Source organism: Promicromonospora sukumoe (assembly GCF_014137995.1).
Taxonomy (GTDB): domain Bacteria; phylum Actinomycetota; class Actinomycetes; order Actinomycetales; family Cellulomonadaceae; genus Promicromonospora; species Promicromonospora sukumoe.
The window spans coordinates 2,411,071-2,436,281 of the sequence record NZ_JACGWV010000001.1; the positions used below are offsets into that span (position 1 = coordinate 2,411,071).

The window sequence follows — 25,211 nt, forward strand, 5'->3', positions numbered from 1 at the left end:
ATGACGACTCCCCCGGTGGTGCGCGGCACGGTTCCCGACGCCGACGTGGTGCTCGCCCCGCTGCCGGACCTGCTGCCCGGTCTGCGCGAGACGTACGAGGACCTGCACCGGCACCCCGAGCTGTCGTACCAGGAGACCCGCACGGCGGCGCTGGTCGCGGAGCGGCTCGCGGCGGCCGGGTACGTGGTGCACTCCGGCGTCGGCGGGACGGGGGTGGCGGGGGTGCTGGGCAACGGCGTCGGCCCGTGCGTGCTGCTGCGCGCCGACATGGACGCGCTGCCCGTCACCGAGGACACCGGGCTGCCGTACGCCAGCACCGTGCGGACCACGACGGCGGACGGCATCGAGTCAGGGGTCATGCACGCGTGCGGGCACGACGTGCACGTCACGGCCCTGCTCGGCGCCGCCGACGTGCTGGCGCGGGGCCGGTCCGCGTGGTCGGGCACGCTGGTGGTCGTCTTCCAGCCCGCGGAGGAGCTCGGCACCGGGGCGCAGGCCATGGTCGACGACGGCCTGTACGACCTGGTCCCCCGCCCCGACATCGTGCTCGGGCAGCATGTCGCTCCCGTGGCGGCGGGCCTGCTGGGGCTGCACGCCGGCCCGGCGTTCGCGGGCGCCGACGTGCTGGACATCCGGCTGGTCGGGCGCGGCGGGCACGGGTCGCGCCCGGAGGCGACCGTGGACCCCGTGGTGATGGCGGCCTCCACGGTGCTGAAGCTGCAGACGATCGTGTCGCGGGAGGTCGCGGCCGGTGACGCCGCGGTCGTCACGGTGGGCCGGCTCCAGGCGGGCACCAAGGACAACATCATCCCGGACGAGGCGAGCCTCGGCGTGAACGTCCGCTCCTTCGGCGAGGCCGTACGGTCCCGGGTCCTCGGCGCGATCGAGCGGATCGTGCACGCGGAGGCCGCCGCCGCGGGCGCGCCGGAGCCGCCGCGGATCACGCCCGGCGAGTCGTTCCCGCCCCTGGTCAACGACCCGGCGGAGACCGAGCGCACCCGTGCCGCCCTGGCCGCCCGATTCGGTGCCGAGCGGGTCATCGACCCGGGCGCCGTCTCCGGCAGCGAGGACGTCAGCGTGCTCGCGACGGCCGCAGGCGTGCCGCTCGTCTACTGGCTGCTCGGCGGCTGGGACCCGGCAGCGTTCTTCGCGGCGGAACAGGCCGGCACCACCGACCGGGACATCCCCTCCAACCACTCCCCCCGGTTCGCCCCGGTGCCGCACCCGACCCTGGAGACGGGCGTGACGGCGCTCGTCGTCGCGACGCTGGACCGCCTGGAGGCGCCGGACGGGGCGTGAGCCGGTGATCGGCGCGCCGGGCGCGGGGAGAACCCACGCACCGGGGATGCGTTGCCGTCAGTAGACAACGTCTACCCAGCGCAACACACCTCCCCGAGCAACAGTCACCCCCGACCCGATCGCGGCCTGCCCGGGTGGCTTCTCAAGGCTGACCCGGCGTGGTTGGCTTCGGCCGTGGAGATCATCGTGACCAGCATCGTCGCCGTCGTCGGAACCCTGCTCGGCTCGCTCGCGACCCACTATTTCCAACGCCGCAACCGCGCCGATGCGGAGCGCTTCGAACGCGGCGAGCGCCTGCGGCAGGAACGCGTCAGCGCGTACACGACGTTCGGCGGCGTCCTCGTGAACCTGCGCCGCGCCCACATGGACCGGTGGTTCGCGATCCACGACGAGCGCAAGAGCGTCGACCCCGAGGCGCTCCGCTACGAGACCTACCGCCTCTACACCGACGCACAGGAGGCCCTGTTCCGCGTCCAGCTCGTCACCGAGTCCAAGGAGCTGATCGACCTGGGCAAGCAGGCGGTCGACGGCGTGGACCAGATGAAGCCGAACCTCTCCCCGGAGGAGTTCGCGGCCGCCCGCGACACGTCCCGCCAGGGCGTCTTCCGCTTCATGGAGGCGGCCCGCCAGCACGTCGACCTGGCATAGCGCGAGCCGCGCCGACCCTGCGTCCTCCCAGCGCGGCAGTCCCGCTCGGGGCGCGGGCTGACGCATGCTGGTCCGTATGGACAACCCCGCCCCCAGGACCATCGTGATCACCGGCGCCAGCGACGGGATCGGCGCGGCGGCGGCCCGCGCTCTCGCCGACGCCGGCCACCGCGTCGTCGTCGTCGGACGCTCGCCGGAAAAGACCGCGCGGGTCGCCGGCGAGGTGGGCGCCGACCACTTCGTGGCCGACTTCGCGCGGCTCGCCGACGCCCGCCGGCTGGCCAGGCAGCTCGACGAGGCCTACCCGCGGATCGACGTCCTGGCGAACAACGCGGGCGGCATCCTGGGCGTCCGGACGAAGACCGAGGACGGTTTCGAGCCCACGCTTCAGGTCAACCATCTGGCGCCGTTCCTGCTCACCAGCCTGCTGCTGGACAAACTCCTGGCGAGCCGGGCCACCGTGATCCAGACCTCCAGCGCGGGCGCGCGCCTGTTCGGGCACCTCGACCTGGACGACCTCGACCACGACCACGACTTCACGCCCCACCTCGCCTACGGCACGGCGAAGCTGGAGAACATCCTGTTCACCACCGAGCTGCACCGCCGGTTCCACGACCAGGGGCTGTCCGCCGTGTCCTTCCACCCGGGCGGCGTCGCCACGAACTTCGCCGCCGAGAGCACCAGCTTCATGCGGCCCGTGTACCGGAGCCGCATCGGCAAGCTCGTGCTGGCGACCCCCGAGCGGGGCGCCCGGCAGCTCGTACGGTTCGCGCAGACGCCCGCCGGGGAGGACTGGGAGTCCGGCGCGTACTACGAGCGCGGCCGCGTGGCCCGCCGCGTGCACCCGCAGGCGCGCGACGCCGATCTGGCCCGACGGCTCTGGGACCGCTCGGCGGAGCTGGTGGGCGTCCCGGCCCGCTGAGCCGGACTTGCCGACTTGCCAGGGTCGGCCGGACCGGCCGGTCGGCATCCTCACCGGCCGGTCGACCTCTCCTTGGAGACCTAAGTTTCTCCGCTTTGGGGCGGCCGAAAGCGAAGAAACTTAGGTCTCAAAGGAGAGTTGCTCCCCCAGCCCGGGTGCGGGCGGCCGACGTCGGCTCCATGCCGCGACGACCTTCCGGCACTCCGCGAGGTCCTCGTCCGCGACCAGGAGCACCAGGTTGCCGACGTGGTCGGAGTACTGGACCAGCACGTTGACCCCGGCGTCGCCCAGGCGGCGCGCGAGCGTGCCGAGCTGGCCGGGCACCTCCTGGTCCAGGCGCGCCAGGACGACGTCGTGCACCACCGCCGGCCCGATCCCGGCCGCGGTGACGGCCGCCAGCGCGCGGGCGCCGTCGTGCACGAGGTAGTGCGCCACGGCGCGACCCCCGACCGTGACGACCCCGCCGCCCTCCAGGCTCACGCCGGCCTCCCCGAGGGCCTGACCCAGGCCGGCGAGCTCGCCGGGCCGGTCGGGCAGGTGGACCTCCAGGTCCTGCGGGTGGGTGCTCATCCGGCCGTCACCGTTCCGACCGTCACCGTCGTACTGACCTCGACGGGGACCGCCAGCGTGCTCGCCACGTAGCAGGCGCGGTGGGCCTGCTCCGCGAGCTCGTGCACCAGTGCCTCGTCGGTCCCTGCGGCCACCCGGACGGTGACGGCCAGGCGGATCGTCCCGAGACGCGCGGGCGTCGCGGTCAGGTCGAGGTGGCTGGTGGCGTCGTCGTCGTAGGCGAGCACGTCCACCCCGGCGCGTGCGGCGGCCCCGAGGAAGGACAGGAGCTGGCACGACGACGCCGCCATCACGACCAGCTGCTCCGGGTTGAGCCGGTCGGGATCACCGCGAAACGCGGAGTCGGCGCTGAGCTGCACCACGGGGGTGGCGGGCGCGGCCGTCGCGACGTGGTCACGCGAGTAGGAGCGGATGCCGCCGCCGGTCGAGCCCGTCCAGTGCAGACGCGCGGCGTAGGGATGGGTGTGCGGGGCGGGCGACGGCGCACTCGGTGGCTGGCTCGTTGGCTGGCTCATGCCGGGACGGTAGGCCGGCGACGCTTCGGTGGACGCCGAAATGTCCCCGCCGTACCGTCGGGCGATGACCCGGGACCGAGACTTCACCGCCGTGGGCCGGGCGCTGTCCACCCCGGCGCGCTCGGTGTTCCTGAACCTGCTGCTGGACGGCACCAGCCGACCGGCGGGCGAGCTCGCGACCGCGGCCGGCGTCAGCGCTTCGACCGCCTCGGAGCACCTGTCGGTCCTGGCCGACGCCGGGCTCGTGACGTGCCGCAGCCAGGGCCGACGCCGGTACTACGCGCTCGCCGGCCCGGAGGTCGCGACAGCGCTGGAGGCCCTGGGCACGCTGGCCGACGCCGCGCCCGTCTCCGGGTACCGCCGCAGCCGCCGGGCCGAGTACCTGGCCGCGGCGCGGTTCTGCTACGACCACCTCGCCGGACGCCTCGGGACCGGGCTGACGGACGCCTGGGTGCGGTCCGGGTGGCTCGCCGGCCGCGACGAGCTGACCCTGACGGACGCGGGCGCCGCCGGCCTCGGCGAGTTCGGCGTGGACGTCGACGGCGCGGTCGCCGCCCGGCGGCCGACGACGCGGTCGTGCCTCGACTGGACCGAACGGCGTCCGCACCTGGCCGGCGCGCTGGGCGCCGCCGTCGGCGCACGGTTCCTCGACGCCGGCTGGGTGGTGCGGCACCGGTCCGGCCGCGGGCTGGACGTCACCGAGACGGGGCGGGCGCTGGTGCGGGAGTCGTGGGGTCTACACGTGACCGCACCTCCCCTTTGAGACCTAAGTTTCTTCGCTTTCAGCCGCCCCAGAGCGAAGAAACTTAGGTCTCGAAGGAGAGGTGCGTCCGTGGATTCGGGGCGGGTCGGGTCAGAACTCCTGGCCCGCGGCGGTCGCCTCGAGCAGGTCGGCCAGCGCGCGCAGGCGCTGCGCGACCTGCTCGCCGAGCGGCGTCAGGCCGTACTCGACGCGCGGCGGGATGGTCGTGACGACGTCGCGCGTGACCATGCCGTCCCGCTCCAGGGCCTGCAGCGTCTGGGACAGCATCTTCTCGCTGACTCCCTCGACCCGGCGGCGCAGCGCGTTGAACCGGTAGCTGCCCTCCCCCAGCGCAAGCAGCGCGAGCGAGGCCCACTTGGAGGTGACCACCTCGAAGGCCGCCCGCGAGGTGCAGCCGCGGGCGAAGACATCGGTCACCAGCTCCTGCGGCGGCCCGGTCGGGGCGTCGCCCGGCAGGTCGGCGGGTTCCAGGTCGGTGAGGCTCACGGCACGAGGATACCGCGCGCACTCGGAATGTGGTGTACTTTCGATTCGTTAGTGCTATCCACCGGCAACTGCCCACCGTGCCGGAACCACGCCAAAACCTGGAGAGACCCACATGACCACCTACGCCGTCACCGGAGCCACCGGACACCTGGGCCGCCTCGTCGTGCAGGAGCTGCTGTCCCGCGGCGTCCCCGCCGCCGACGTCGTCGCCATCGCCCGCACCCCCGAGAAGGCCGCCGACCTCGCAGAGCTCGGCGCGCAGGTCCGCGAGGGCGACTACGACCGTCCGGAGACCCTGACCACGGCACTGGCCGGCGTCCAGCGGCTGCTGCTCGTCTCCGGCAGCGAGCCCGGCGCGCGCGTCAAGCAGCACACCGCGGTGATCGACGCCGCGAAGGCCGCCGGCGTCGAGCGCATCGCCTACACGAGCATCCTGAACGCGGACGACACCACCAACCCGCTGGCCGGCGAGCACCAGGCCACCGAGCAGGTGCTGCGCGCGTCGGGCGTGCCCGTCACCCTGCTGCGCAACGGCTGGTACACCGAGAACTACACCGCGCGGCTCGCCGAGTTCGTCGAGCGCGGCGAGATCGTCGGGGCCACGGGCGACGGCAAGGTCTCGGCCGCGCCCCGCGCCGACTACGCCGGCGCGGCGGCCGCCGCCCTGCTCGCCGACGACGCCGCTGCCGCTGACGGGGCCGCCGCGCCCGTCGTCGTGCACGAGCTCGGCGGGTCCGCGTTCACGTTCACCGAGCTCGCCGCGACGATCAGCGACGTCACGGGCGCACCGGTGGCCTACCGCGACCTGACGGTCGAGGCCTTCGCCGCCGACCTGCAGCAGGCAGGCCTCGACGCCGGGACCGCCGGCTTCGTCGCCGGGATCGACGCCTCGATCGCGGCCGGCGACCTGCAGACCGACAGCGACGACCTGGACCGTCTCCTGGGTCGCCCGACCGTCCCGCTGGCCGACGTCGTCCGCGCCGCGCGCGGCTGAACGGCCCGGGAGGTAACGCCAGCCCCTCCCTCATCCGCGACACGCGTGTTGAATGGGGGCATGCGAGGAGCAATCATTCATGGAGCAGGGGACGTCCGCTTCGAGGAGCGGGCGGACCCCGTCGTCGTCGAACCGACGGACGCCGTCATCCGGACCGTCGCCGCGTGCGTGTGCGGCTCGGACCTGTGGCGCTACCGCGGGGTCTCCCAGGTCAAGCGTCCGACACCGATCGGCCACGAGTACGTGGGCGTCGTCGAGCAGGTCGGTGCCGCCGTGACCACCGTCAAGCCGGGCGACTTCGTGGTCGGCGGCTTCCTGCACAGCGACAACACGTGCGCGGTGTGCCGCAAGGGCATGCAGGCCAACTGCCTGCACGGGGGAGGCTACGACGGCTGCCAGGCCGAGAAGATCCGCATCCCGAACGCGGACGGCACACTGCTGGCCACCCCGGGCGAGCCCGACGCCGACCTGATCCCGAGCCTGCTGAGCCTGTCCGACGTGATGTGCACCGGCTGGCACGCGGCGGTCTCGGCGAACGTCGGCCCGGGGTCGAGCGTCGTGGTGGTGGGCGACGGCGCCGTCGGGCTGAGCGGCGTGCTCGCCGCGGCCCAGCTCGGCGCGACCACGATCATCGCGATGAGCCGGCACGAGTCCCGGCAGAAGGTGGCGACGGAGTTCGGCGCCACCCACATCATCGCCGAGCGCGGCGAGGAGGGGCTGGCCAAGGTGCTGGAGCTGACCGAGGGCATCGGCGCGGACGCGGTGCTGGAGTGCGTCGGCACCGCCGAGGCCCGGGCGCAGTCGGTCGAGCTGGTCCGGCCGGGCGGCATGATCGGGCTGGTCGGGGTGCCGCACGGCGACCTGCCCACCGACACCCTGTTCTGGGGCAACAAGGGCATCCACGGCGGCGTCGCGCCGGTCCGCGCCTACCTGCCGCACCTGCTGGACCTGGTGTGGAAGCGCGAGATCGACCCGGGCAAGGTCTTCGACCTGACCCTGCCGCTGTCGGAGGTCGCGGAGGCCTACCGTGCTATGGACGAGCGGCGCGCGATCAAGGTGCTGCTGCAGAACTGACGGCTGGCCGATGCCGGGCGTCCGCCCGGCGCGAAGCCGACCATGCACCTGCTGCCAGACCGGCACCGGATCTGGCAGCAGGTGCATGGTCTGCCTCGGGGGACCCGGCCCGATCAGTCTGCGAGCGCCGCGGTCAGGTCCACCTCGACGAGCTGGCCGGGGAAGCCGAGCACCGTGACGCCCAGCAGGGTGCTCGCGGTGGTGAACGCCCCGGCGAGCGGGCCGGCGTTCAGCCGGGCCCAGACCGCCGCGAGCACGCTCCGGTCCTCGCTCGCCACGTAGATGACCGACCGGATCACGTCCTGCGGCACGGCGCCGACGGCGGAGAGCGCCACGAGGGCGTTGGCCGCCACCTGGTCCGCCTGACGCAGGGCGTCGCCGGCCCCGACGAGGTCACCGGACACGTCGAGGGGGCACTGGCCCGCGAGGTGAGCGGTCCGGCCGGCCTCGACGACCGTCACGTGGTGGTAGCCCGGGGTCGGGTGCAGGCCGTCGGGCTGCACTCTGTTGATCCGGTTCGCAGGGTTGATCCGCATCGCAGGAGTGTCACAAGGCGCGGGTCCGCCCGACAACGTGTTTTGGAGCCGGACCGGGCCGGGGCAGGCCAAGATCTGCGGGGCCGGACCGGGACGCGCCAGGGTGCGCCGCGATGCGCCGGAGCGCCGGGATGTGCCAGTGCGCGCCGGGGTGTCATGATGTCCGCGAGTGGAACACCCCGTCCGTTTCGGCGAAACGAGAGTCATGAGCGAGCACCCGGCATGAGCCGGCACCCGGAGACCGCGCCGCCCGAGGCCCTGGAGCCGCTCGCCGCGCGCGAGCTGCGCTCCGACGCGCGCGACAACCGCGAGCGCATCCTGCAGGTCGCCCGCACGACGTTCGCGGAGCAGGGCATCGACGTCCCGATGCGAGAGCTGGCGCGGCGTGCCGGCGTCGGCCCGGCGACGCTCTACCGCCGCTTCCCGACCAAGGAGGCGTTGGTCACCGAGGCGTTCGGCGAGCAGATGGCGACGTGCGCCGCCATCGTCGATGAGGGGCTCGCCGACCCCGACCCGTGGCACGGCCTGCGCACCGTGATCGAGCGGGTCTGCGTCATGCACGCCCTGGACCGCGGCTTCACGGCCGCGTTCGTCACGGCGTTCCCGGACGCCGTCGACTTCGCGCAGGAACGCACGCGCGCCCTGCGGTCGCTGGCCGAGCTGATCCAGCGCGCCAAGGACGGCGGCGGGCTGCGCCGCGACGTCGGGCTGGACGACCTGATCATGGTGATCATGGCGAACTCCGGCATCCGGGCGTCGTCGCCGAAGGCGGCGGTGGCGGCCTCGCGCCGGTTCGCGGCGCTGCAGATCCAGGCGCTGCAGGCTCAGCCGTCCGGCACCTCGGCTGGCACGCGGGCCGGTACTGGGGCCAACACTGCGCCGCTTCCGCCCGCCGTCCGCCTGCCGCTGCTGAAGGCGATCTAGGAGCAATCCGGGAGCGAGGGCCGCGACCGGGCTCAGCGCCCGGTCCCGGCCCGGACGAACGACTCGATCCCGTCCAGGATGCGCGACAGGCCGAACTCCCAGGCGCGCTCGGCGTCGTGCACGCCGCCGTACCCGCTGGTCGCGGCCGTGCCGACCCGGGCGGCGAGCGCGTAGCGGTCGCCCAGGACCCGCGTCATGTGCGGCTCGTGCTCCGCCCACCACTGGTCGTCGGCCTGCCCGGTGCTCTCCGGGACGGACCGCCAGGCGACCAGGCTCGCCGTCGCGTCGCGGGCGTAGCCCAGGACGAGTGTCAGCACGAGGTCCATCTCGACGTCGCCGAGACCGAGCCCGTCGACGGCGCGGAGCTCGGCGTCGTACTTGGCGACGACGCCGGGTCCGAGGGTCGGACGACCCTCCGGACGACTCAGCAGCCAGGGATGCCGCTCGTAGAGGGCGCGGTTCGCACGCGCGACCCGGTCCAGCCGCGAGCGCCAGGGGGCGGTGTCGCCGGAGGCACCGGCGCCGACGCCGTCCGGCACATCGCCGCCCGGCCCGACGCCGTCCGGCCCAACACCGTCCGGCCCGACGTCGTACCGCACCTCGCCGAGCACCCGGTCGACCATGAGGTCGAGCAGCTCCGCCTTGTCCCGCACGTGCCGGTACAGCGACATGGCGCCGACGCCCAGCCGCTCGGCGACCCGCCGCATGGAGAGGCTGCCCAGGCCGCCCTCGTCGGCGACCGCCACGCCCGCCGCCACGATCTGCTCGGGGCCGAGCCCCGGCTTCCGGCCGAGCCCGGAGGGCACCCGCGTGCCCCACAGCAGGTCCAGGGTGCGCGCCCTGTCCCGCTCGCCGCCAGGATCTCCCACGCGCCGCTCTCCCCCACGCTCGTTGTGCCACCGGCCGGTTGTCGGCCAGGTTCCTTGCGGTTCGTTTTCCTTGCCGTCGAGCCCGCCGTCGTCGACTATAGTTTGCGTACGCCGTACCCAAATGGCACGGCGGGCACATCGACGGCACTTCGATCAGGAGGCACCAGTGGTAGCAGCAGCATTCCGGGTGGGTCTGCGCGTGGACGACGTCGTCGCGGCGGCGGAGTTCTACCGAGGCTTCGGCTTCGAGGAGGTGGGCTCGGTCCCGGGGCCCGACGGCGGACCTGTCATGACGATCCTGGCGCGCGGCGAGGTGCAGCTCATCGTCGACGCACTGGTCGGCATGCCGTTCCCGGACAGCGAGCGCGAGCGGCTGACGCAGCGGGGTCCGCGGGGGCTGGGCGTCGCCGTCGGCCTGGGCGTGGACGACCTGGCCGCGAGCTACGCCTACTGCCAGGCGTCCGGCTGCACGATCACGTCAGAACCGGCGGACGAGGCGTGGGGCGACCGTGTCTTCGAGTGCGTCGACCCGTTCGGCTACCAGTGGGAGTTCTCCCAGCCCCTGAAGGACTGGGACGCCGCGGCAGGCCTCGGCGCCGCACAGGAGAGCTGGTTCGGCGGTCAGGCCTGAGCGGGCCGAGCCGGAAGAGCAGACTGATCCGGCAGAGCAGGTCGCTCCGGCTGAGCGGGCTGATCCGGCAGAGCAGGTCGCTCCGGCTGAGCGGGCTGATCCGGCAGAGCAGGTCGCTCCGGCTGAGCGGGCTGATCCGGCAGAGCAGGTCGCTCCGGCTGAGCGGGCGGGGCGTCGTCGAGCGTGCCGCGCACCTCGCGCACGATGCGCGCCATCGCCTGCTCGGCCGCGTCGGCGTCGCCCGCGGCGACGGCGCGCGCGACCGCCTCGTGCGCGTCGAGCGCCTCGGGCACGGGGTAGGCCGGCATGAGGCCGAGGTGGATACGGCCGGAGATGACGACGGAGACGACGTCGGCGAGCGCGGTGAACAGCTCGTTGCCGCTGGAGCGCATCAGGAGCTCGTGCATCCGGATGTCGAGCGCGAGGAACTCCGCGCCGTCGCCCTCCCCCGCCTCGCCGAGCTTGCGCAGCTGGGCCGCGGTGGCGACCAGCTCGTCGCGGACCGCCGCCGTCGCCCCGCGTGCCGCGCCCGCCGCGGCGCGCGGCTCGACCGCCTGGCGCAGCTCGGTGAGCGAACGCAGCTGCGACGTGCGCCCGGGCCCGTCCAGCCGCCAGGCGATCACCCGGGGGTCGAGCACGTTCCATGCCGGGTGCGGTAGCACGACGATGCCGACGCGCGGGCCCGAGCGGACCAGCCCGAGGCCTTCGAGCAGCCGCATCGCCTCGCGCGCGACGGTGCGGGACACCCCGAACTCGCTGCCGATCCCGTCGAGCGTCAGCGAGGCGCCCGCCGGCAGCTCACCAGCGGTGATGCGGCGGCCCAGGGCGTCGAGGACGGGGCTGTGCAGCACGGGAGGCATCCTCCAAGAATAGTTCGCACCATCGACCGGGCGGATTGGTCACACCATTGGTGACATGAATCACGTGCTAATGGTGTCATCAATGGGTGAAGATAGACCCCATGGACACAGACGTCACCGAGACAGCGATGTTCTCGACCCAGACAAGCAGCGGCGGCACAGACCCGTCTGCGCAGGACCCCGGACCACGAGCGTTCGTCGTGATGGGCGTGGCCGGGTCGGGCAAGACCACGGTCGCCGCCCTGCTCGCCGGGCGCCTCGGCGCGTCCTTCGCGGAGGGCGACGACTTCCACTCCCCCGCGAACGTCGCCAAGATGGCCGCCGGCCACCCCCTGGACGACGACGACCGCTGGCCCTGGCTCCAGGGCATCCGCGACTGGTTCGCCAAGGAGCTCGCCGCGGGACGCAGCGCCGTGGTGCCGTGCAGCGCCCTGCGCCGCAGCTACCGCGACCTGCTGGAGACGGCGGGCAACGGTTCGGCCGACGGCGCCGGCGCGATCGGCACCGTCCAGTTCGTGCACCTGACCGGCTCGTACGAGCTGCTGCGCACCCGCATCCAGGGCCGCGCCGGGCACTTCATGAAGCCGGAGATGCTCGACAGCCAGCTCGCCGCGCTCGAGCCCCTGGCCGACGACGAGCCCGGCTTCGCCGTCGACATCACGCCGCGGCCGGAGCAGATCGTCGACGAGATCCTGCACCGCCTGGGAGAGGACCACTGATGCTCCACGACACCGCTCTGCTCGCTGCCCCGCTGGCGACCGCCGCCGCGGACACCGCGCCCACCGCCCCGACCGCGCAGCTCGTGCTGGCCGCGCTGATCGGCATCGTCGTCATCGTCGGGCTCATCGTGTGGCTCAAGATGCACCCGTTCCTCGCGCTCGTGCTCGGTTCGGGCGCGCTCGCCCTCGTGGCCGGGATCGGCCTGACCGACACGTTCACCAGCTTCACGGCGGGCCTCGGGACCACGGTCGCGGGCGTCGGCGTGCTCATCGCGCTCGGCGCGATCATCGGCAAGCTGCTCATCGACTCCGGCGGCGCCGACCGGATCGTCGACACGATCCTCGACCGCACACCGGTCAAGCGTCTGCCCTGGGCCATGGCGCTCATCGCGTTCGTGGTCGGCATCCCGCTGTTCTTCGAGGTCGGCGTCGTGCTGCTGATCCCGGTCGTGATGATCGTGGCGCGCCGCATGCGCACCAACCCCGTGCTCGTCGGCATCCCGGCCCTCGCCGGCCTGTCCGCGCTGCACGGCCTGGTGCCGCCGCACCCCGGACCGCTGCTCGCCATCGACGCGCTCGGCGCCAACCTGGGCCTCACGCTCGGGCTCGGCCTGCTGGTCGCCGTCCCGACGGTGATCATCTCCGGGCCGCTGCTCGCCATCCCGCTGACCCGCTGGGTCAAGCTCGACCCGCCCACCACGGTGCTCGGTATGTCCGACGACGCCGCGGGCGGTGCCGGCGGCAACGGTGCGGGCGGCAGCGGCGGCGCGTCGTCGTCGGACGGCGCTGGGAAGGCGACCGGGACCGCCACCGCGACGGAGGCCGGCACCACCACGCTGCGCAAGCCGTCGTTCGGGATCTCGGTGCTGGTCGTGCTGCTGCCCGTGATCCTGATGCTCGCGCGGTCCGTCGTCGAGATCGCGGGCGCCACCGAGACGGGCTGGGGCACGGTGCTGGAGTTCCTCGGCGAGCCGCTCGTGGCCCTGCTCATCACGTCGCTGTTCGCGCTGTTCGCCTTCGGCACCGCCGTCGGGCGCACGCGTCAGCAGCTCGGCGACCTGGTCGGCTCCTCGTTCGCGCCGATCGCCGGCATCCTGCTCATCGTGGGCGCCGGCGGCGGCTTCAAGCAGACGCTCGTGGACTCGGGCGTGGGCGACGTGATCGCCTCCGGCATCGCCGACGCCGGGATCACCCCGCTGCTGGCCGGCTGGCTCGTGGCGGCGCTCATCCGCATCGCCACGGGCTCGGCCACGGTCGCGACGATCACCGCGGCGGGCATCATGGCGCCCCTGGCGGCGGGCCTCGACCCCACGCAGGCGGCGCTGCTCGTCCTCGCCATCGGCGCGGGCTCGGTGTTCCTGTCCCACGTGAACGACGCCGGCTTCTGGCTCGTCAAGGAGTACTTCGGCATGACGGTCGGCCAGACCTTCAAGACCTGGTCGCTCATGGAGTCGGTCCTGTCGGTCGTGGCCCTGCTCGTGGTCCTGCTGCTGGGCGCGTTCGTGTAGCGCTCCGCCGCAACCCGCCCGCCTCACCCCACCCGACCGCCCCGTTGAGTGCTGGGTATTCGCCCTTCTGCAGTACCGAGAAGGGCGAATACCCAGCACTCAACCTTTGGGTGGGGCGGGGTTGGGTGGTTACCGGGTGAGGCGGGTGTCGCCGTTGTCGACGTGGAAGGTCCCGGGCCAGATCAAGTCCGGTCGGGCCGAGCCAGGCCGAGCCGAGACCGATGTGCGCTTCTACCCAGCGATTGCGCCCGAAAACCGCGTACTTTTCCGGCCCAATGACTGGGCAGAAGCGCACATCGGCGGCCAGGGGCGCGAGGCCGACCGGCGCCGGGCCGGGCCGGTGCACCTGGGTCAGCCGGCCGAGCCGTCCTCGACGAGGCGCAGGAGGAGCCGGGCGAGCAGGAACCGGGCGCGGCCGGGCAGGGACCGCGGGTCGTAGCCGAGCTCGGTCGTCAGGTGGTCGTGGCGTACCTGGAGCGTCGAGTGGTGCATGCCCAGCACCGTGGCGGCGGCGCGCACGCTCTCGGCCGCGGCCAGCTCGTCGAGGACAGCGCGGGTGCGAGCGTCGAGCCGGGCGAGGGCGACGACGTCCGGCTGTTGTGCCGCGACCGGTTCCAGGGCGCTGACGGCGGCGAGGGTCACGCCGAGGTCGGCGGCGTCGAACACGGCGTCGTCGTGCCCTGCGTTGCCGAGCCCTGTGTTGTTGCCGAGCCCTTGGTCGCCGCGCCCCGAGTCACGGCGCGGCCGGAGGCGGAGCGCGAGGAGCGCCGTCCGGAAGGACTCCGGGAGCTGGTCCCCGGGCCGCGCGACACCGATCCCGGCCGGGCCGAAGACCTCGGCCTCCGAGCCCGCACGACCGAGAACCACGGCTCGCACCAGACCGTACGGCGTCGCGACGACCGTAGACGGCGCACCCGGCGCACCAGCGACACCCGACCTCCCTGCCGATCGGGCACCCGCCTCGCCGCGGGACGCGGGCAGCGCCGCCACCCGGTACTCGCGCGCAGGGTCGAGCCGGAGCCGGGCCAGGGCCGTCCGGCGTTCGGCGACCTCCCGGGTCGCGTCGAGGACGACACCGAGGGAGCCCGCGGGTTCGCCGTCGTGCCGCGCCCGGACCAGGTCGACGGCGAGCGCCAGCCGCTCGACGACCATGTCGTCGTTGGCGTGCGGGCGCCCCTCGCGCTCGATCCAGACGCGCCCGCCGTCGACCGGCCGGGACGGCCAGCCCTCGTGCGGGTCGGCGCCGCCGTCGGCCGGCGCTTCCCGCCGGGCGCCGTCGGGCCCCGCGCGGTGGGTCCGGCCGGCGACGACGGCGCCGGCGACCGTCCCGCTGAGCAGGGCCGCCCCGCGCAGCAGCGCCTGGAGCCCTACGCCGCCCCCGACGAGCACGTCGAAGTAGGCGACGACCTTGAGGGTCTCGCTGGCCTCGGGATCGAGTGCGGTCAGGCGGCCCACGAGCTCTTGCATCTTCGCTCCATCGCGTGTGTGGACCAACACACTAGCGGGGCGCCGACGTCGGGCACCGGCGCCCGGGTGGCGCGAACCGCCGTCAGATGCCGAGCGTGCGCTCGATCCAGGAGTCGCGGGCCGCGCGCATCGACCTGGCCAGGACGGTGTGCGGCGCCATGATGTCGAAGCCGTGGAACCCGCCGGGCCACACGTGCAGCTCGGCCTGCACGCCCGCCGCCCAGAGCGCGGAGGCGTAGGCGACGTCCTCGTCCCGGAAGACCTCGGCGCTCCCGCAGTCGATGAACGCGGGTGGCAGGCCGGACAGATCGGTCGCCCGCGCGGGGGCCGCGTAGACCGAGACGTCGTCGGTGCCGCGCCGGTCGCCCAGGAGCGCCGACCACCCCGTGCGGTTCGAACCGCGGTCCCAGACGCCCACCCCGTCGATCTGAGTGGTCGAGACGGTCTGGTCGCGGTCGTCCAGCATGGGGTAGACCAGCACCTGGCCCGCGAGCGCCGGGCCGCTCTCGTCGCGGGCGATCAGCGCGGTGCCCGCCGCGAGGCCGCCGCCCGCGCTGCCGCCGGCGATGATCAACCGGTCGGGGTCGATGCCCAGCTCCGCGGCGTGCTCGGCGGTCCACACGAGGCCCGCGTAGCAGTCCCGCACCGGGTACGGGTCGGGGAACTCGGGCGCGAGGCGGTACTCCACCGTGACCACGACGGCGTCGAAGTCGTCGATCCAGCCCAGCAGCAGGTCGAGGCCGACGAACCGGTCGCCCATGATCATGCCGCCGCCGTGCGTGTAGTAGATGCCGGGTCCGACGCCGGTCCGGTCCTGCCGGCTCAGCACGCTGACCTCGATCTCGTCGCCGTCGTGCCCGGGGATCGTGACGTCGCGGCGCACGATCCCGGCCGCGGTGAGCGCGTCGTCCACGCCGACGCCGGGCGCGGGGGCGGCCTGGCGCATGAGCGGGATCATCTCGGGCGTGATGCTCATCGGCACCTGGTCGGACAGCAGCGTGAGCACTGCCTCCAGCTCCGGGTCGAAGGGCGGCCTCTTCACGGTCTCGGTCACGCGAACTCCTTTGTCCATGCCGTGATCCTGCACCGCGAGGACCGGCGCCGGCATCCGCCGAACGAGGCACACCTCGGGGTCGCCGTCCGCCATCCGGCGGAGGTGTCGGAGGTTGGGATGGCTGCGACGGTCCCGGGTGCTCTTGACCGCATGGTCGGACCCGTGGTTCGCTCCCTGCGTTGACTACGTAGTCAGGGTGCGGGGTCGGGCGTCATCGGGGCGTCGTCGGACGGCGTTCAGGCACAGCGAAGGAGCTGCTCGGATGGGTGCGACACAGCGCGTGTCGATGACCGACGTCGCACGGCGGGCCGGCGTCTCGCAGAAGACCGTCTCGCGGGTGGTCAACGGCGAACCACACGTCGCCGACGCGATCCGCGCGCGGGTGCAGGCCGTCATCGAGGAGATGGGCTTCCGGCCCAACGCGGCGGCCCGGGCGCTGGTCACGCGGCGCAACCGGCGCATCGGGATGGTCACGATGGGCACCGCGCTGTACGGGCCGACGTCGATCCTGGCCGGGGTCGACGCCGCCCTGCGGGGCACCGGCTACCACCTGAGCGTCGCGCGCACGCAGGGCGGCGGCGTCGCCGACCTGCAGGCCGCGATCGACGAGCTCGTCGCCCAGGACATCGCCGGGCTCGTGCTCTCCGAGCCGATCGACCTGGGACATCCGGAGCTACGCCTCCCGGCCGGGCTGCCGGTGCTCACCTTCGACTCGCCCACGAGCGTCGCCGAGGCTGCGCCCGACGGCGTGGCCGGCGCTGGGTCCGGCGTCCGGTCCGGCGCCGTGCCCGACGGCGCGCCCGGCGCCGTACCCGGCGTCGAACCGGGGAGGGACCCGGCGCCCGAGGAGACCGGCCGCGACCGGCTCGTGCTCGGGGCCGACGAGCTGACCGGGGCCCGGTCGGCCACGGAGCACCTGCTGACGCTCGGGCACCGCACGGTGCACCACATCGCCGGCACGGCCGGCTGGGCTGCCACGGCACGCCGCATCGCCGGCTGGCGCAGCGCCCTGGCCGACACCGGCGCACCCTTGCCCGACGTCGTGCACGGCGACTGGAGCCCGCGTTCCGGGTACGAGGCGACGAGGGAGCTGCTGCGCCACGCCGGCTCCGGCTCCAGCTCCGGCTCCGGCTCCGCCACGAGCGCCGCCCCTGATTCCACCGCAACCCCCGTCAACCCCGTCACCGCGATCTTCGCCGCGAACGACCACATGGCGATCGGCGCGATCCGCGCCGTCGAGCAGGCGGGCCTGCGGGTGCCGCAGGACGTCAGCGTCGTCGGCTTCGACGACGCACCCGAGGCCGAGTTCCTGTCCACCCCGCTGACGACGGTGCGCCAGGACTTCGCCGAGGTCACCCGGCTGGCCGTGCACCGCCTGGTGCGCGCCATGGAGGGCCGCCCGCCCGCCGAACGGCACCGGCTGATCCCCACGGAGCTGGTGGTCCGGGAGACCACGGCACCGCCGCCCGACAGCACGCCCAAGAACAGCGCACCTCAGAACAAGACCGAGACCACCGCACCCGAGAGGTCCGTATGAACCCCCTGCACCACCTGGCCGACGGCGTCCTGTTCGGCGCCGCGTACTACCCCGAGTACCACCGGCCCGAGGACCGCCTCTCCAACCGGCTGGAGAAGGACCTGGACCTCATGGTCGAGGCGGGCTTCACGGTGATCCGCGTCGGCGAGTCGGTCTGGTCCACCTGGGAGCCCGAGAACGGTCGGTTCGACCTGGACTGGCTCCAGCCCGTGCTCGACGGCGCGCACGAGCGCGGCATCAAGGTGGTGCTCGGCACGCCGACGTACGCCGTGCCGATGTGGCTGGCCCGGCTGTACCCCGAGATCAACGTGGTGCGCGCCGACGGCCGGCCGATGGGCTGGGGCGCGCGCCAGGAGATCGACTACACGCACCCGGCGTTCCTGTTCCACGCCGAGCGGGTGATCCGCGCCGTCGTCGCGCGGTACGCGGGCCACCCCGCCGTCGTCGGCTACCAGGTGGACAACGAGCCGGGCAACGAGATCTTCTACAACCGCCAGGTCTTCGAGCGGTTCGTCGACCACCTGCGTGGCACGTACGGCACGGTGGAGCGGCTCAACGACGAGTGGGGTCTGACGTACTGGTCGCACCGGCTGTCGTCGTGGGCGGACCTGTGGACGCCGTCGGGCAACGCGCAGCCCCAGTACGCGCTCGCCTGGCGCCGGTTCCAGGCGCAGCTCACCACGGACTTCATCGGCTGGCAGGCCGACGTCGTGCGCGAGTACGCCCGCGAGGACCAGTTCGTCACCACGTGCATCTCCTACGAGCGCCCCACCGTGCAGGACGACGCCCTGACCCGCGAGCTGGACGTGACCGCGGGTAACCCGTACTACCGGATGCGCGACCACCTGACCCTGCCCCCGACCGTCCCCGACGACCAGACCTGGATGACGACGGGCACGTGGTCGCTGTACGCGACGGCCGACCGCATGTACTCCTCGAAGCAGGCGCCGTTCCTCGTCACGGAGACGAACGCGCAGGCGATCGGCGGCCCGTGGCTGAACGAGCCCGCCTACGACGGCCAGTGGCGGCAGGCCGCCTGGGCGCTGGTCTCCCGGGGCGCGACCATGATCGAGTACTGGCACTGGCACACGCTCCCCTACGGCACGGAGACGTACTGGGGCGGCGTGCTGCCGCACTCGCTGGAGCCGGGCCGGGTGTACCGGCAGCTCGCGGAGCTCGGCGCCGAGCTCCGGGCCGCTGGCCCCGCGGTGGCGAACCTGACCCCGGACGCCGACGTCGCTCTGGTGTGGTCCAACCCGAGCAAGTGGTCGCTGGCCGAGTTCCCGCAGCTCGGCGGGGGCGCCGGGCCCGACCCCCGGGGCTGGCACCGCATCTTCGACTCCTTCTACCGCGGGGCGTTCGACGCCGGGCTGCAGGCGCGGCTCGTGCACGACGCCCAGCTCACCGACGCGAGCCCCGAGGACACCGCGCGCGAGCTGCCCGTGCTGGTCGCGGCGGGCGTGACCATCGCCGACGACGCCTGGTTGCAGTGGCTGGAGCGCTACGCCGCGGCCGGCGGGCACCTGGTGCTCGGCATCCGCACGGGGTACGAGGACGAGGAGGCCCGCGCGCGGGCGGAGCGCAAGCCCGCGCACCTCAGCGATGCGGCCGGGGTCTTCTACGACGAGTTCGCGACCATCGACGAGCCGCTGCGGGTGCAGGTGGCGGAGGGCTTCGAGGGGTTCAGCGGAGGGTCGAGCGCGGGGGTTGTGGGGCTGGGCGAGGGGCTGGCCGATGCCCACGCGACGGGCTGGGTGGACGGGCTGCAGGTGCTGGACGCCGAGGTGCTGGCCGGGTACGACCACCCGCACTTCGGGCGCTGGCCGGCCGTGACCACGCGGGTGCACGGCGCGGGCCGGATCACCACGGTCGGCACGGTGCCTGACCCGGCGCTGGCCCGGGCGGTCCTGGACTGGGTAGCGCGGCACAGCGGTGCCGAAGTGTTGGCGGGCTCGGCGGCGACCTCGACGGCAGCAGCGCCGACGTCGTCGGACGGACCCGGGGCGGACGGCGCGCCGCAGGCAGCCGGGACGCTGCGGTGGCGCCCGCAGGCCCCCTCGCAGACCGTCACCGGCGCTCGGAACCCCGCCGGCGACCGGGTGCGGTTCGTGCACTCGTGGTCCTGGGAACCGAGCACCTTCGTGCTGCCAGGCGCGGTCCGGGACCTGCTCAGCGGTGAGGAGCTGGCCGCGGGTGCGGAGCTCGAGCTCGGCCCGTGGGACGTGCGGGTGCTGCTGGAGGTGTGAGGCCAGGGCCGAGGTCCGCGTGGGCTCCGGCTCGCGCGGACCTCGGCCTCGGTCGGGCTCACTTCCGTGTGACGACGGCTCGGCCGGGGGTCAGTCCAGATCCGTCCAGATCAGTTTCCAGATCAGTCCGGTCAGTCCCGGTCGAGGAGTTCCGCCGTGACCTCGTCGCCCGTGCGCGTGTACGCGGCCGGGTCGCCCTCGGGCTCGCGGTCCGTGTTCGCCAGGTCGTCGAGGAACCGGGCGACGATCTCCCGCTCCGGCGGCGTCAGCCGGGCCGCGGCGTCGAACCGGCGCGCGTGGCTGCGCCCGACGGTCTCGCGGGCCGCCCGCCGCGTCTCCGGCGTCACCTCGATCGCGAGGCTGCGCCGGTCGCTCGGGTGCGGGAGCCGGTTCACGTGCCCGCCCGCGGCGAGGCGGTCGATCAGCTTGGTGGTCGATGCCGTCGTGATGCCCAGGTGCTCCGCGATGGCGCCCGGCGTCACGACGCGTCCGTGGTTCTGCATGGCGATGATGTAGCGCAGCGCGCGCATGTCGGTGTCGCCGAGCTTCATGTAGCGGCGCGACGCCTCGCTCATCCGACGCTCGGTCTCGCGCCAGCCGCGCAGCGCTTCCAGGACGCGGACGACCTGGTCCACGTCCTGGTCGTCCATGCCGGCTCTGCGCACGATCTCCTCGTCGGGGTCCATGACGCGCGGGTCCAGCATCGACGGTTCGGGCTCGATGTCCGACACAGCTTCAGGCTCCACGGTCGGATTTTACCTCGCTGGATAATGCGTCATACACTTGAATATAGCCTGGCTAGCGATTTTTGGGACCCTCTGGTCGAAATCGCGTCGCACGCCAGGCGCCCCTGTTGCAGGAACCCTTAACGATATGAAGGAGCCGACGACGCCCATGAGGCTCTGGTCGCTCGATCCCGCGCTGCTCGACCGGCAGGGGCTCGTCGCCTGCTGGCGCGAGGCGCTACTGGCGCAGGCCGTGCTGTTCGGCCACACCGCGGGATACACCGCACACCCCCAGCTCGAACGCTTCCACGCGCACCCGGAGCCCGTCACCGCCATCTCGAGCTACCTGCACGGTGTGCGGGACGAGGCGACACAACGCGGCTACCAGTTCGACGCGGAACGGATCGCACGACCGCTCGACCAGGCCACGCGCGAGGCGACCCGCATCGTCGTGACCTCCGGGCAGCTCGAGCTCGAGCGGCAGCACCTGCTGCGCAAGCTCGCCGTCCGCTCGCCCGGGCACCGCGCCCAGGTCGCCACGGCCGGGACGCCCGCCGCCCACCCGCTGTTCGTCGTCGTCCCCGGCGCCGTGGCGAGCTGGGAGCGGGTCACCTCGTGAGCACACCGCCCTCCACCACTCCTCCCCCTACCAGTTCCCCTACCAGGACAGGCTCCTCGACGATGACCTCCCGTGTACCGCGCTGGCTCCGGGTGACGCTGCCCGCCGTGCTGATCCTCGTCTGGCTGGTGGGCGCCTCCGTCGGCGGCCCCTACTTCGGCCGGATCGACGAGGTCTCCTCCAACGACCGCACCGCCTACCTGCCCGAGACCGCCGAGGCGACCGAGGTGCAGGAACGGCTCTCGGGCTTCACCGAGGGCGACGCGATCCCCGCCCTGGTCGTCTTCGTCTCGCCCGACGAGCTCACCGACGACCAGCTCACCACGATCGGCGACGGGCTGACCGCCGTCGGCGGCCTGGACGTGGTGGACGGCGACGTCTCTCCCGCCATCCCGTCGGACGACGGCCTGGCCGCCCAGGCGTTCGTGCCCCTGTCCGGCGACGCCGACGTGGGCGAGGCGACCGCCGAGCTGCGCGAGACCCTGGCGGCGGACCTGCCCGAGGGGGTCGAGCTGTACGTGACCGGCCCCGCCGGCTTCTCCAGCGACCTGGTCAAGGCGTTCGCCGGCATCGACGGTCTGCTGCTCGGCGTGGCGCTGGCCGCGGTGCTGGTCATCCTGATCATCGTCTACCGGTCGCTGCTGCTGCCGCTGGCAGTGCTCGCCACCAGCATGTTCGCGCTGTGCGTCGCGCTGCTGACGGTCTGGCACCTGGCGAACTCCGGGGTGCTGCTGCTCAGCGGGCAGACCCAGGGCATCCTCTTCATCCTGGTGATCGGCGCCGCGACGGACTACGCCCTGCTGTACGTGGCGCGGTTCCGCGAGGAACTGCTGCACACGCCGGACAAGTGGACCGCGACCCTGCGCGCGCTGCGCGGCTCGTTCGAGCCCATCCTGGCGTCGGGCGGTACCGTCATCGCCGGCCTGCTCTGCCTCCTGTTCAGCGAGCTGCGGTCCAACAGCACGCTCGGCCCGGTCGCCGCCGTCGGCATCGCGTTCTCGATGCTCGCCGCGCTCACCCTGCTGCCGGCCCTCCTGCTGGCGTTCGGCCGTGCGGCGTTCTGGCCGCGCCGTCCCGTCTACGACCCGGACGCCGCACAGTCCGGTGCCCTGGAGACCGGCCTGTGGGGGCGCGTCTCGCGCGCCATCCGCGCCAGGCCGCGCGCCATCTGGATCACGACGGCGGCCGTGCTCGCCCTCGGTTGCATCGGGATCACCCAGCTCCAGGCCTCCGGCGTGCCGCAGTCGGAGCTCGTCCTGGGCTCCTCGGAGGCCCGCGACGGGCAGGAACGGCTCGCGGAACACTTCCCGGCCGGCTCCGGCAGCCCGGTCTACGTGATCGCGCCGCAGGAGGACTTGCAGCGCGCCGCCGACGTGCTGCTGGCGGACGACGGCATCGAGGGCGTCGCGATCTCGGCCGACACCGCGAGCGCGACCGCACCCGTGACCGCGGACGGCGTCCAGCCGTTCGGCCCGCCCGGCTCGCCCGCCCCGGAACCCGTGGTGTCCGACGGCGCGGTGCTGCTCCAGGGCACGCTCGGCGACGCCGCGGACTCCCTGGCGGCGGAGCAGACGGTGCGCGACCTGCGTTCCGCCTACGCCGACGAGCTGCCCGCTGCCCTGGTCGGCGGCGAATCGGCCACGGACCTTGACACGAACGAGGCGTCGATCCGCGACCGCACGGTCATCGTGCCGATCGTGCTCGTGGTGATCCTGCTGATCCTCATGCTGCTGCTGCGGTCGATCCTGGCCCCCGTGCTGCTCATCCTGACCACCGTGCTGTCCTTCGGTACCGCGATGGGCGTGTCCGCGCTGGTCTTCGACGGCGTGTTCGGGTTCCCCGGCGCCGACCCGGCGGTCCCGCTGTTCGGGTTCGTGTTCCTGGTGGCACTCGGGATCGACTACAACATCTTCCTGATGACCCGCGTCCGGGAGGAGTCGCTCGTGCACGGCACCCGTGAGGGCGTGCTGCGCGGGCTGCGGCTGACGGGCGGCATCATCACGTCGGCGGGACTGGTGCTGGCGGCGACCTTCACGGCCCTGGCGGTGATCCCGGTGCTGTTCCTGGCGCAGCTCGCGTTCATCGTGGCGTTCGGCGTGCTGCTCGACACGTTCGCGGTCCGCTCGCTGCTGGTCCCGGCGCTCGCCTACGACATCGGCCGCAAGGTCTGGTGGCCGTCGAAGCTGGGGCGGGGTGAGAGGTAGGCGGCTTGCTGTCGATCGCCTGCTGACGGCGGCTGACGAGCCGGCCGGTCCTCGTGGACCGGCCGGCTTTTCGGTTTCCATGCGCTCCACGGTACCCGTCACACGGCCTGCGAAAAGTTATCCACAGATCTTTCTTCTGACCAACCTTGCGCACGCCTGTTCGATAGTATCGGGTCAACGCCGAGGGCCGCACTGGTGCCCGGCGACGACATTCCGGTGCACGAGAGGCGGTGGGAAGCATGGCTGCGGATGAGCGATCAGGTGCCTCGCGCCCCGTGGAGGAGGTCCTGGCAGATCTCGACGGACTCCTGGACGAGCTGGCCGGGAGCCTGGGGCCGGACAACGGTCACGGGCCCCTGACCACTGCGCGTCTCGTGGCGGCGTCGGCGCACCTGCGGGTGGCGGGCACCCGGATGAACGCCGTGCGCTGGTCGATCCTGCCGCGGATCGAGGCCGCCGGTCTCTGGGCACAGACGGGTGCCCGGAGCTTCGCCGTCTGGCTGGCCCGTGCCGAGGACACCCGGACCCAGACGGCGCGGCGTGACGTCCGGACCGCCAAGGCGCTCCGCGACCATCTGCCCGCCACGCTGCTCGCGGCCCTGGCCGGCCGGGTCGGCACCGACAAGATCCGGGCCCTGGTCGACGTCGCCACCACCAGCACCGTCCGTACCGACGCACTGGCCGCCCCCGCCGTCGACGTGGCGACCATCGAGCCCGTTGACGTCCCTGACGGTGGTGACCAGGTCGAGGAGCCAGTGTCTTCCACGCCCGTCGAGGAGATGGGCGACGGAGCGGGCGACACCGCGGCCCCCGGCGCCCCTACCTGGGAGGAGCAGCTCCTGGACTGGTCGGAGCAGAACGGTCCCGACCGGTTCCGCGGTCTGGTGCGCTACTTCGCCCGCCACGCCGACCCGGAGGCCGACGAGCGCGGCTACACGAAGGCTCGGCAGCGCGAGTACCTCGACGTGGCGCCCACCATCGGCGGTTACCACCTCAGCGGATTCCTCACGGAGGAGCACGGGCAGACCCTGACCGCGGCGATCGGCTCGATCATGGGCGCGCCCGCCGCCGACGACGACCGCACGCCCGGCCAGCGCCGCGGCCAGGCACTCGCGGACCTCAGCAGCATCGTGCTCGACCACGGTCACACCGGCACCGGTGCGTCGGTCCGCCCGCACCTCAGCGTGACGGTCTCCCGGACAGAGCTCCAGGCCCTCGCAGCCAAGAGCACGGCAACCCGGCCCGGGAGCGGCTCGGCACCAACCACCTGGACCAGGGCGAGGCCGCCTGCGACTGGTGTTGCCGACCCCGTTCACCCCGTTGTTCCTGGACCTGGCCTTTTCGGCGCGGTCGCAGGCACCGACGCAGGCACTGGTGCAGGTGCCGGGTCGACCAGCACGGACGGCGTCCCCGACATCAAGCGCCCGGCGGTGTTCACCGAGACGAGCACCCCGGTCCCCGCGTCCGTGCTGCGGCGCATCGCCTGCGACAGCGAGGTCACGCGCATCGTGTTCGGGCCCGACTCGCAGATCCTGGACGTCGGGCGCAGCAAGCGGACCGTCACCGGGCAGCTGCGCAGAGCGGTCATCGCCCGCGACCAACGGTGTGTCTACGGTCAGTGCGACCAACCGCCCGCCCGCTGCGAGGTCCACCATGCCCTGCGCCACTGGGCGCACGGCGGCGAGACCTCGACCGCCAACGCGGCACTGCTCTGCTTCCACCACCACGATCTCGTCGACACACAGAACATCGCCATGCACTACGACGACGGCTGGCACTTCACGCACCCGAACGGGCACGTCACTCCCCCGACCCGCACGGGCACCGCATGACGAGACCGTGTGACGAGGGGGAATCGACCGATGGGCGAGCAGCCGGAGCTCGCGACGAACGAGGGAAGGGCAGGGCCATGCAGACACGGCGCGACGGCGCACGCAGGTCCAAGGTCGGGCACGCCCGCCCTTGTCCACGGGCCGCCCACCGGAAACGCGACGATCTGAGCGCCACCTGCAGGAAGCACCCGGCCACTCCGGCGCACACC

24 protein-coding genes are annotated in these 25,211 nt (G+C 73.2%); 15 read left to right on the plus strand and 9 right to left on the minus strand.

Translation table 11 applies throughout. From position 1 onward, the window contains the following. From FHX71_RS10630 to FHX71_RS10640, 3 genes are all read left to right on the plus strand, one after another. A complete protein-coding gene (locus FHX71_RS10630; protein ID WP_182616050.1) occupies window positions 1-1,299 on the plus strand; it encodes an amidohydrolase in 1,299 nt (432 codons plus the stop codon). A 174-nt stretch (window positions 1,300-1,473) separates the two neighbouring features. Next, complete coding sequence (kilB, locus tag FHX71_RS10635; protein ID WP_182616052.1) at window positions 1,474-1,947, plus strand: plasmid transfer protein KilB; 474 nt, start codon at window positions 1,474-1,476, stop codon at window positions 1,945-1,947. Window positions 1,948-2,023: 76 nt separating this feature from the next. Continuing rightward, a complete protein-coding gene (locus tag FHX71_RS10640) occupies window positions 2,024-2,869 on the plus strand; it encodes an SDR family NAD(P)-dependent oxidoreductase (protein WP_182616054.1) in 846 nt (281 codons plus the stop codon). Between the two features lie 120 nt (window positions 2,870-2,989). Here FHX71_RS10640 and FHX71_RS10645 read toward each other — a convergent pair whose 3' ends face one another. After that, window positions 2,990-3,439: an ACT domain-containing protein gene (locus tag FHX71_RS10645; RefSeq protein WP_182616056.1), complete on the minus strand. Its 450-nt coding sequence runs from the start codon at window positions 3,437-3,439 to the stop codon at window positions 2,990-2,992. Beyond that, on the minus strand, window positions 3,436-3,954 hold the full coding sequence (locus FHX71_RS10650; protein WP_182616058.1) for an OsmC family protein: 519 nt from the start codon (window positions 3,952-3,954) through the stop codon (window positions 3,436-3,438). Before FHX71_RS10650 ends, FHX71_RS10645 begins: the two co-directional genes overlap by 4 nt. A gap of 64 nt (window positions 3,955-4,018) precedes the next feature. On the opposite strand from FHX71_RS10650, the gene FHX71_RS10655 reads away from it, so the two are divergent. Continuing rightward, entirely contained in the window at window positions 4,019-4,717 is a 699-nt protein-coding gene (locus tag FHX71_RS10655) for an ArsR/SmtB family transcription factor (RefSeq protein ID WP_246402505.1), read from the plus strand. 90 nt (window positions 4,718-4,807) lie between these two features. Here the strand turns inward: FHX71_RS10655 and FHX71_RS10660 are convergent, their stop codons facing one another. Further along, window positions 4,808-5,203, minus strand: a complete 396-nt coding sequence (locus FHX71_RS10660) for a winged helix-turn-helix transcriptional regulator (protein ID WP_312877000.1) — start codon at window positions 5,201-5,203, stop codon at window positions 4,808-4,810. Between the two features lie 112 nt (window positions 5,204-5,315). Here FHX71_RS10660 and FHX71_RS10665 point away from each other — a divergent pair, with 112 nt between their 5' ends. After that, window positions 5,316-6,197, plus strand: coding sequence for an SDR family oxidoreductase (locus FHX71_RS10665; RefSeq protein WP_182616061.1), 882 nt, complete (start codon window positions 5,316-5,318; stop codon window positions 6,195-6,197). 60 nt (window positions 6,198-6,257) lie between these two features. Then, on the plus strand, window positions 6,258-7,271 hold the full coding sequence (locus FHX71_RS10670; protein WP_182616063.1) for a zinc-dependent alcohol dehydrogenase family protein: 1,014 nt from the start codon (window positions 6,258-6,260) through the stop codon (window positions 7,269-7,271). A 113-nt stretch (window positions 7,272-7,384) separates the two neighbouring features. Here FHX71_RS10670 and FHX71_RS10675 read toward each other — a convergent pair whose 3' ends face one another. Next, the gene (locus FHX71_RS10675) at window positions 7,385-7,807 is read right to left on the minus strand and encodes a RidA family protein (RefSeq protein ID WP_182616065.1); all 423 of its coding nucleotides are present in this window, start codon (window positions 7,805-7,807) and stop codon (window positions 7,385-7,387) included. 222 nt (window positions 7,808-8,029) lie between these two features. On the opposite strand from FHX71_RS10675, the gene FHX71_RS10680 reads away from it, so the two are divergent. Next, the gene (locus FHX71_RS10680; protein WP_182616067.1) at window positions 8,030-8,731 is read left to right on the plus strand and encodes a TetR/AcrR family transcriptional regulator; all 702 of its coding nucleotides are present in this window, start codon (window positions 8,030-8,032) and stop codon (window positions 8,729-8,731) included. Between the two features lie 32 nt (window positions 8,732-8,763). Here the strand turns inward: FHX71_RS10680 and FHX71_RS10685 are convergent, their stop codons facing one another. Then, the gene (locus FHX71_RS10685; RefSeq protein ID WP_182616069.1) at window positions 8,764-9,600 is read right to left on the minus strand and encodes a TetR/AcrR family transcriptional regulator; all 837 of its coding nucleotides are present in this window, start codon (window positions 9,598-9,600) and stop codon (window positions 8,764-8,766) included. 166 nt (window positions 9,601-9,766) lie between these two features. On the opposite strand from FHX71_RS10685, the gene FHX71_RS10690 reads away from it, so the two are divergent. Beyond that, the gene (locus FHX71_RS10690) at window positions 9,767-10,231 is read left to right on the plus strand and encodes a VOC family protein (RefSeq protein ID WP_220489630.1); all 465 of its coding nucleotides are present in this window, start codon (window positions 9,767-9,769) and stop codon (window positions 10,229-10,231) included. On the opposite strand, the gene FHX71_RS10695 is transcribed toward FHX71_RS10690, so the two are convergent. Then, window positions 10,222-11,082: a FadR/GntR family transcriptional regulator gene (locus tag FHX71_RS10695; RefSeq protein ID WP_312877001.1), complete on the minus strand. Its 861-nt coding sequence runs from the start codon at window positions 11,080-11,082 to the stop codon at window positions 10,222-10,224. The genes FHX71_RS10690 and FHX71_RS10695 overlap by 10 nt on opposite strands. Before the next feature lie 137 nt (window positions 11,083-11,219). Here FHX71_RS10695 and FHX71_RS10700 point away from each other — a divergent pair, with 137 nt between their 5' ends. Together FHX71_RS10700 and FHX71_RS10705 are read left to right on the plus strand one after the other, a co-directional pair. Then, window positions 11,220-11,810, plus strand: coding sequence for a gluconokinase (locus tag FHX71_RS10700; RefSeq protein ID WP_182618618.1), 591 nt, complete (start codon window positions 11,220-11,222; stop codon window positions 11,808-11,810). Continuing rightward, entirely contained in the window at window positions 11,810-13,318 is a 1,509-nt protein-coding gene (locus FHX71_RS10705; RefSeq protein ID WP_220489632.1) for a GntT/GntP/DsdX family permease, read from the plus strand. The genes FHX71_RS10700 and FHX71_RS10705 overlap by 1 nt, the downstream gene beginning before the upstream one ends. A gap of 351 nt (window positions 13,319-13,669) precedes the next feature. On the opposite strand, the gene FHX71_RS10710 is transcribed toward FHX71_RS10705, so the two are convergent. Continuing rightward, entirely contained in the window at window positions 13,670-14,785 is a 1,116-nt protein-coding gene (locus FHX71_RS10710) for a hypothetical protein (RefSeq protein WP_182616073.1), read from the minus strand. 82 nt (window positions 14,786-14,867) lie between these two features. Next, complete coding sequence (locus tag FHX71_RS10715; protein WP_312877002.1) at window positions 14,868-15,839, minus strand: alpha/beta hydrolase; 972 nt, start codon at window positions 15,837-15,839, stop codon at window positions 14,868-14,870. Between the two features lie 262 nt (window positions 15,840-16,101). Between FHX71_RS10715 and FHX71_RS10720 the strand changes: the two genes are divergently transcribed. Both FHX71_RS10720 and FHX71_RS10725 read left to right on the plus strand, forming a co-directional pair. Continuing rightward, window positions 16,102-17,376 carry a LacI family DNA-binding transcriptional regulator gene (locus FHX71_RS10720; protein ID WP_182616077.1) on the plus strand — a complete coding sequence of 425 codons (1,275 nt, stop codon included), beginning with the start codon at window positions 16,102-16,104 and terminating at the stop codon, window positions 17,374-17,376. Continuing rightward, window positions 17,373-19,622: a beta-galactosidase gene (locus FHX71_RS10725; RefSeq protein WP_182616079.1), complete on the plus strand. Its 2,250-nt coding sequence runs from the start codon at window positions 17,373-17,375 to the stop codon at window positions 19,620-19,622. Before FHX71_RS10720 ends, FHX71_RS10725 begins: the two co-directional genes overlap by 4 nt. 131 nt (window positions 19,623-19,753) lie before the next feature. On the opposite strand, the gene FHX71_RS10730 is transcribed toward FHX71_RS10725, so the two are convergent. Further along, window positions 19,754-20,368, minus strand: coding sequence for a MarR family winged helix-turn-helix transcriptional regulator (locus tag FHX71_RS10730; protein ID WP_312877003.1), 615 nt, complete (start codon window positions 20,366-20,368; stop codon window positions 19,754-19,756). Between the two features lie 148 nt (window positions 20,369-20,516). Here FHX71_RS10730 and FHX71_RS10735 point away from each other — a divergent pair, with 148 nt between their 5' ends. The 3 genes from FHX71_RS10735 to FHX71_RS10745 all read left to right on the plus strand — a co-directional run bounded on the left by FHX71_RS10735 (window position 20,517) and on the right by FHX71_RS10745 (window position 25,002). Further along, window positions 20,517-20,966, plus strand: a complete 450-nt coding sequence (locus FHX71_RS10735; protein WP_182616081.1) for a pyrimidine dimer DNA glycosylase/endonuclease V — start codon at window positions 20,517-20,519, stop codon at window positions 20,964-20,966. A gap of 62 nt (window positions 20,967-21,028) precedes the next feature. Then, window positions 21,029-23,170, plus strand: coding sequence for an MMPL family transporter (locus FHX71_RS10740; protein ID WP_182616083.1), 2,142 nt, complete (start codon window positions 21,029-21,031; stop codon window positions 23,168-23,170). Window positions 23,171-23,409: 239 nt separating this feature from the next. After that, window positions 23,410-25,002, plus strand: a complete 1,593-nt coding sequence (locus FHX71_RS10745) for an HNH endonuclease signature motif containing protein (RefSeq protein ID WP_182616085.1) — start codon at window positions 23,410-23,412, stop codon at window positions 25,000-25,002. Window positions 25,003-25,211: the final 209 nt, after the last annotated feature.

What these genes read in the sequence shown, in the direction of transcription:
- FHX71_RS10630 (WP_182616050.1), top strand. Translation starts at nt 1, where the DNA reads ATGACGACTCCCCCGGTGGTGCGCGGCACGGTTCCCGACGCCGACGTG.
- FHX71_RS10640 (WP_182616054.1), top strand. Translation starts at nt 2,024, where the DNA reads ATGGACAACCCCGCCCCCAGGACCATCGTGATCACCGGCGCCAGCGAC.
- FHX71_RS10645 (WP_182616056.1), bottom strand. Translation starts at nt 3,439, where the DNA reads ATGAGCACCCACCCGCAGGACCTGGAGGTCCACCTGCCCGACCGGCCC.
- FHX71_RS10650 (WP_182616058.1), bottom strand. Translation starts at nt 3,954, where the DNA reads ATGAGCCAGCCAACGAGCCAGCCACCGAGTGCGCCGTCGCCCGCCCCG.
- FHX71_RS10655 (WP_246402505.1), top strand. Translation starts at nt 4,019, where the DNA reads ATGACCCGGGACCGAGACTTCACCGCCGTGGGCCGGGCGCTGTCCACC.
- FHX71_RS10665 (WP_182616061.1), top strand. Translation starts at nt 5,316, where the DNA reads ATGACCACCTACGCCGTCACCGGAGCCACCGGACACCTGGGCCGCCTC.
- FHX71_RS10670 (WP_182616063.1), top strand. Translation starts at nt 6,258, where the DNA reads ATGCGAGGAGCAATCATTCATGGAGCAGGGGACGTCCGCTTCGAGGAG.
- FHX71_RS10675 (WP_182616065.1), bottom strand. Translation starts at nt 7,807, where the DNA reads ATGCGGATCAACCCTGCGAACCGGATCAACAGAGTGCAGCCCGACGGC.
- FHX71_RS10680 (WP_182616067.1), top strand. Translation starts at nt 8,030, where the DNA reads ATGAGCCGGCACCCGGAGACCGCGCCGCCCGAGGCCCTGGAGCCGCTC.
- FHX71_RS10700 (WP_182618618.1), top strand. Translation starts at nt 11,220, where the DNA reads ATGTTCTCGACCCAGACAAGCAGCGGCGGCACAGACCCGTCTGCGCAG.
- FHX71_RS10705 (WP_220489632.1), top strand. Translation starts at nt 11,810, where the DNA reads ATGCTCCACGACACCGCTCTGCTCGCTGCCCCGCTGGCGACCGCCGCC.
- FHX71_RS10710 (WP_182616073.1), bottom strand. Translation starts at nt 14,785, where the DNA reads ATGCAAGAGCTCGTGGGCCGCCTGACCGCACTCGATCCCGAGGCCAGC.
- FHX71_RS10720 (WP_182616077.1), top strand. Translation starts at nt 16,102, where the DNA reads ATGGGTGCGACACAGCGCGTGTCGATGACCGACGTCGCACGGCGGGCC.
- FHX71_RS10725 (WP_182616079.1), top strand. Translation starts at nt 17,373, where the DNA reads ATGAACCCCCTGCACCACCTGGCCGACGGCGTCCTGTTCGGCGCCGCG.
- FHX71_RS10735 (WP_182616081.1), top strand. Translation starts at nt 20,517, where the DNA reads ATGAGGCTCTGGTCGCTCGATCCCGCGCTGCTCGACCGGCAGGGGCTC.
- FHX71_RS10740 (WP_182616083.1), top strand. Translation starts at nt 21,029, where the DNA reads ATGACCTCCCGTGTACCGCGCTGGCTCCGGGTGACGCTGCCCGCCGTG.
- FHX71_RS10745 (WP_182616085.1), top strand. Translation starts at nt 23,410, where the DNA reads ATGGCTGCGGATGAGCGATCAGGTGCCTCGCGCCCCGTGGAGGAGGTC.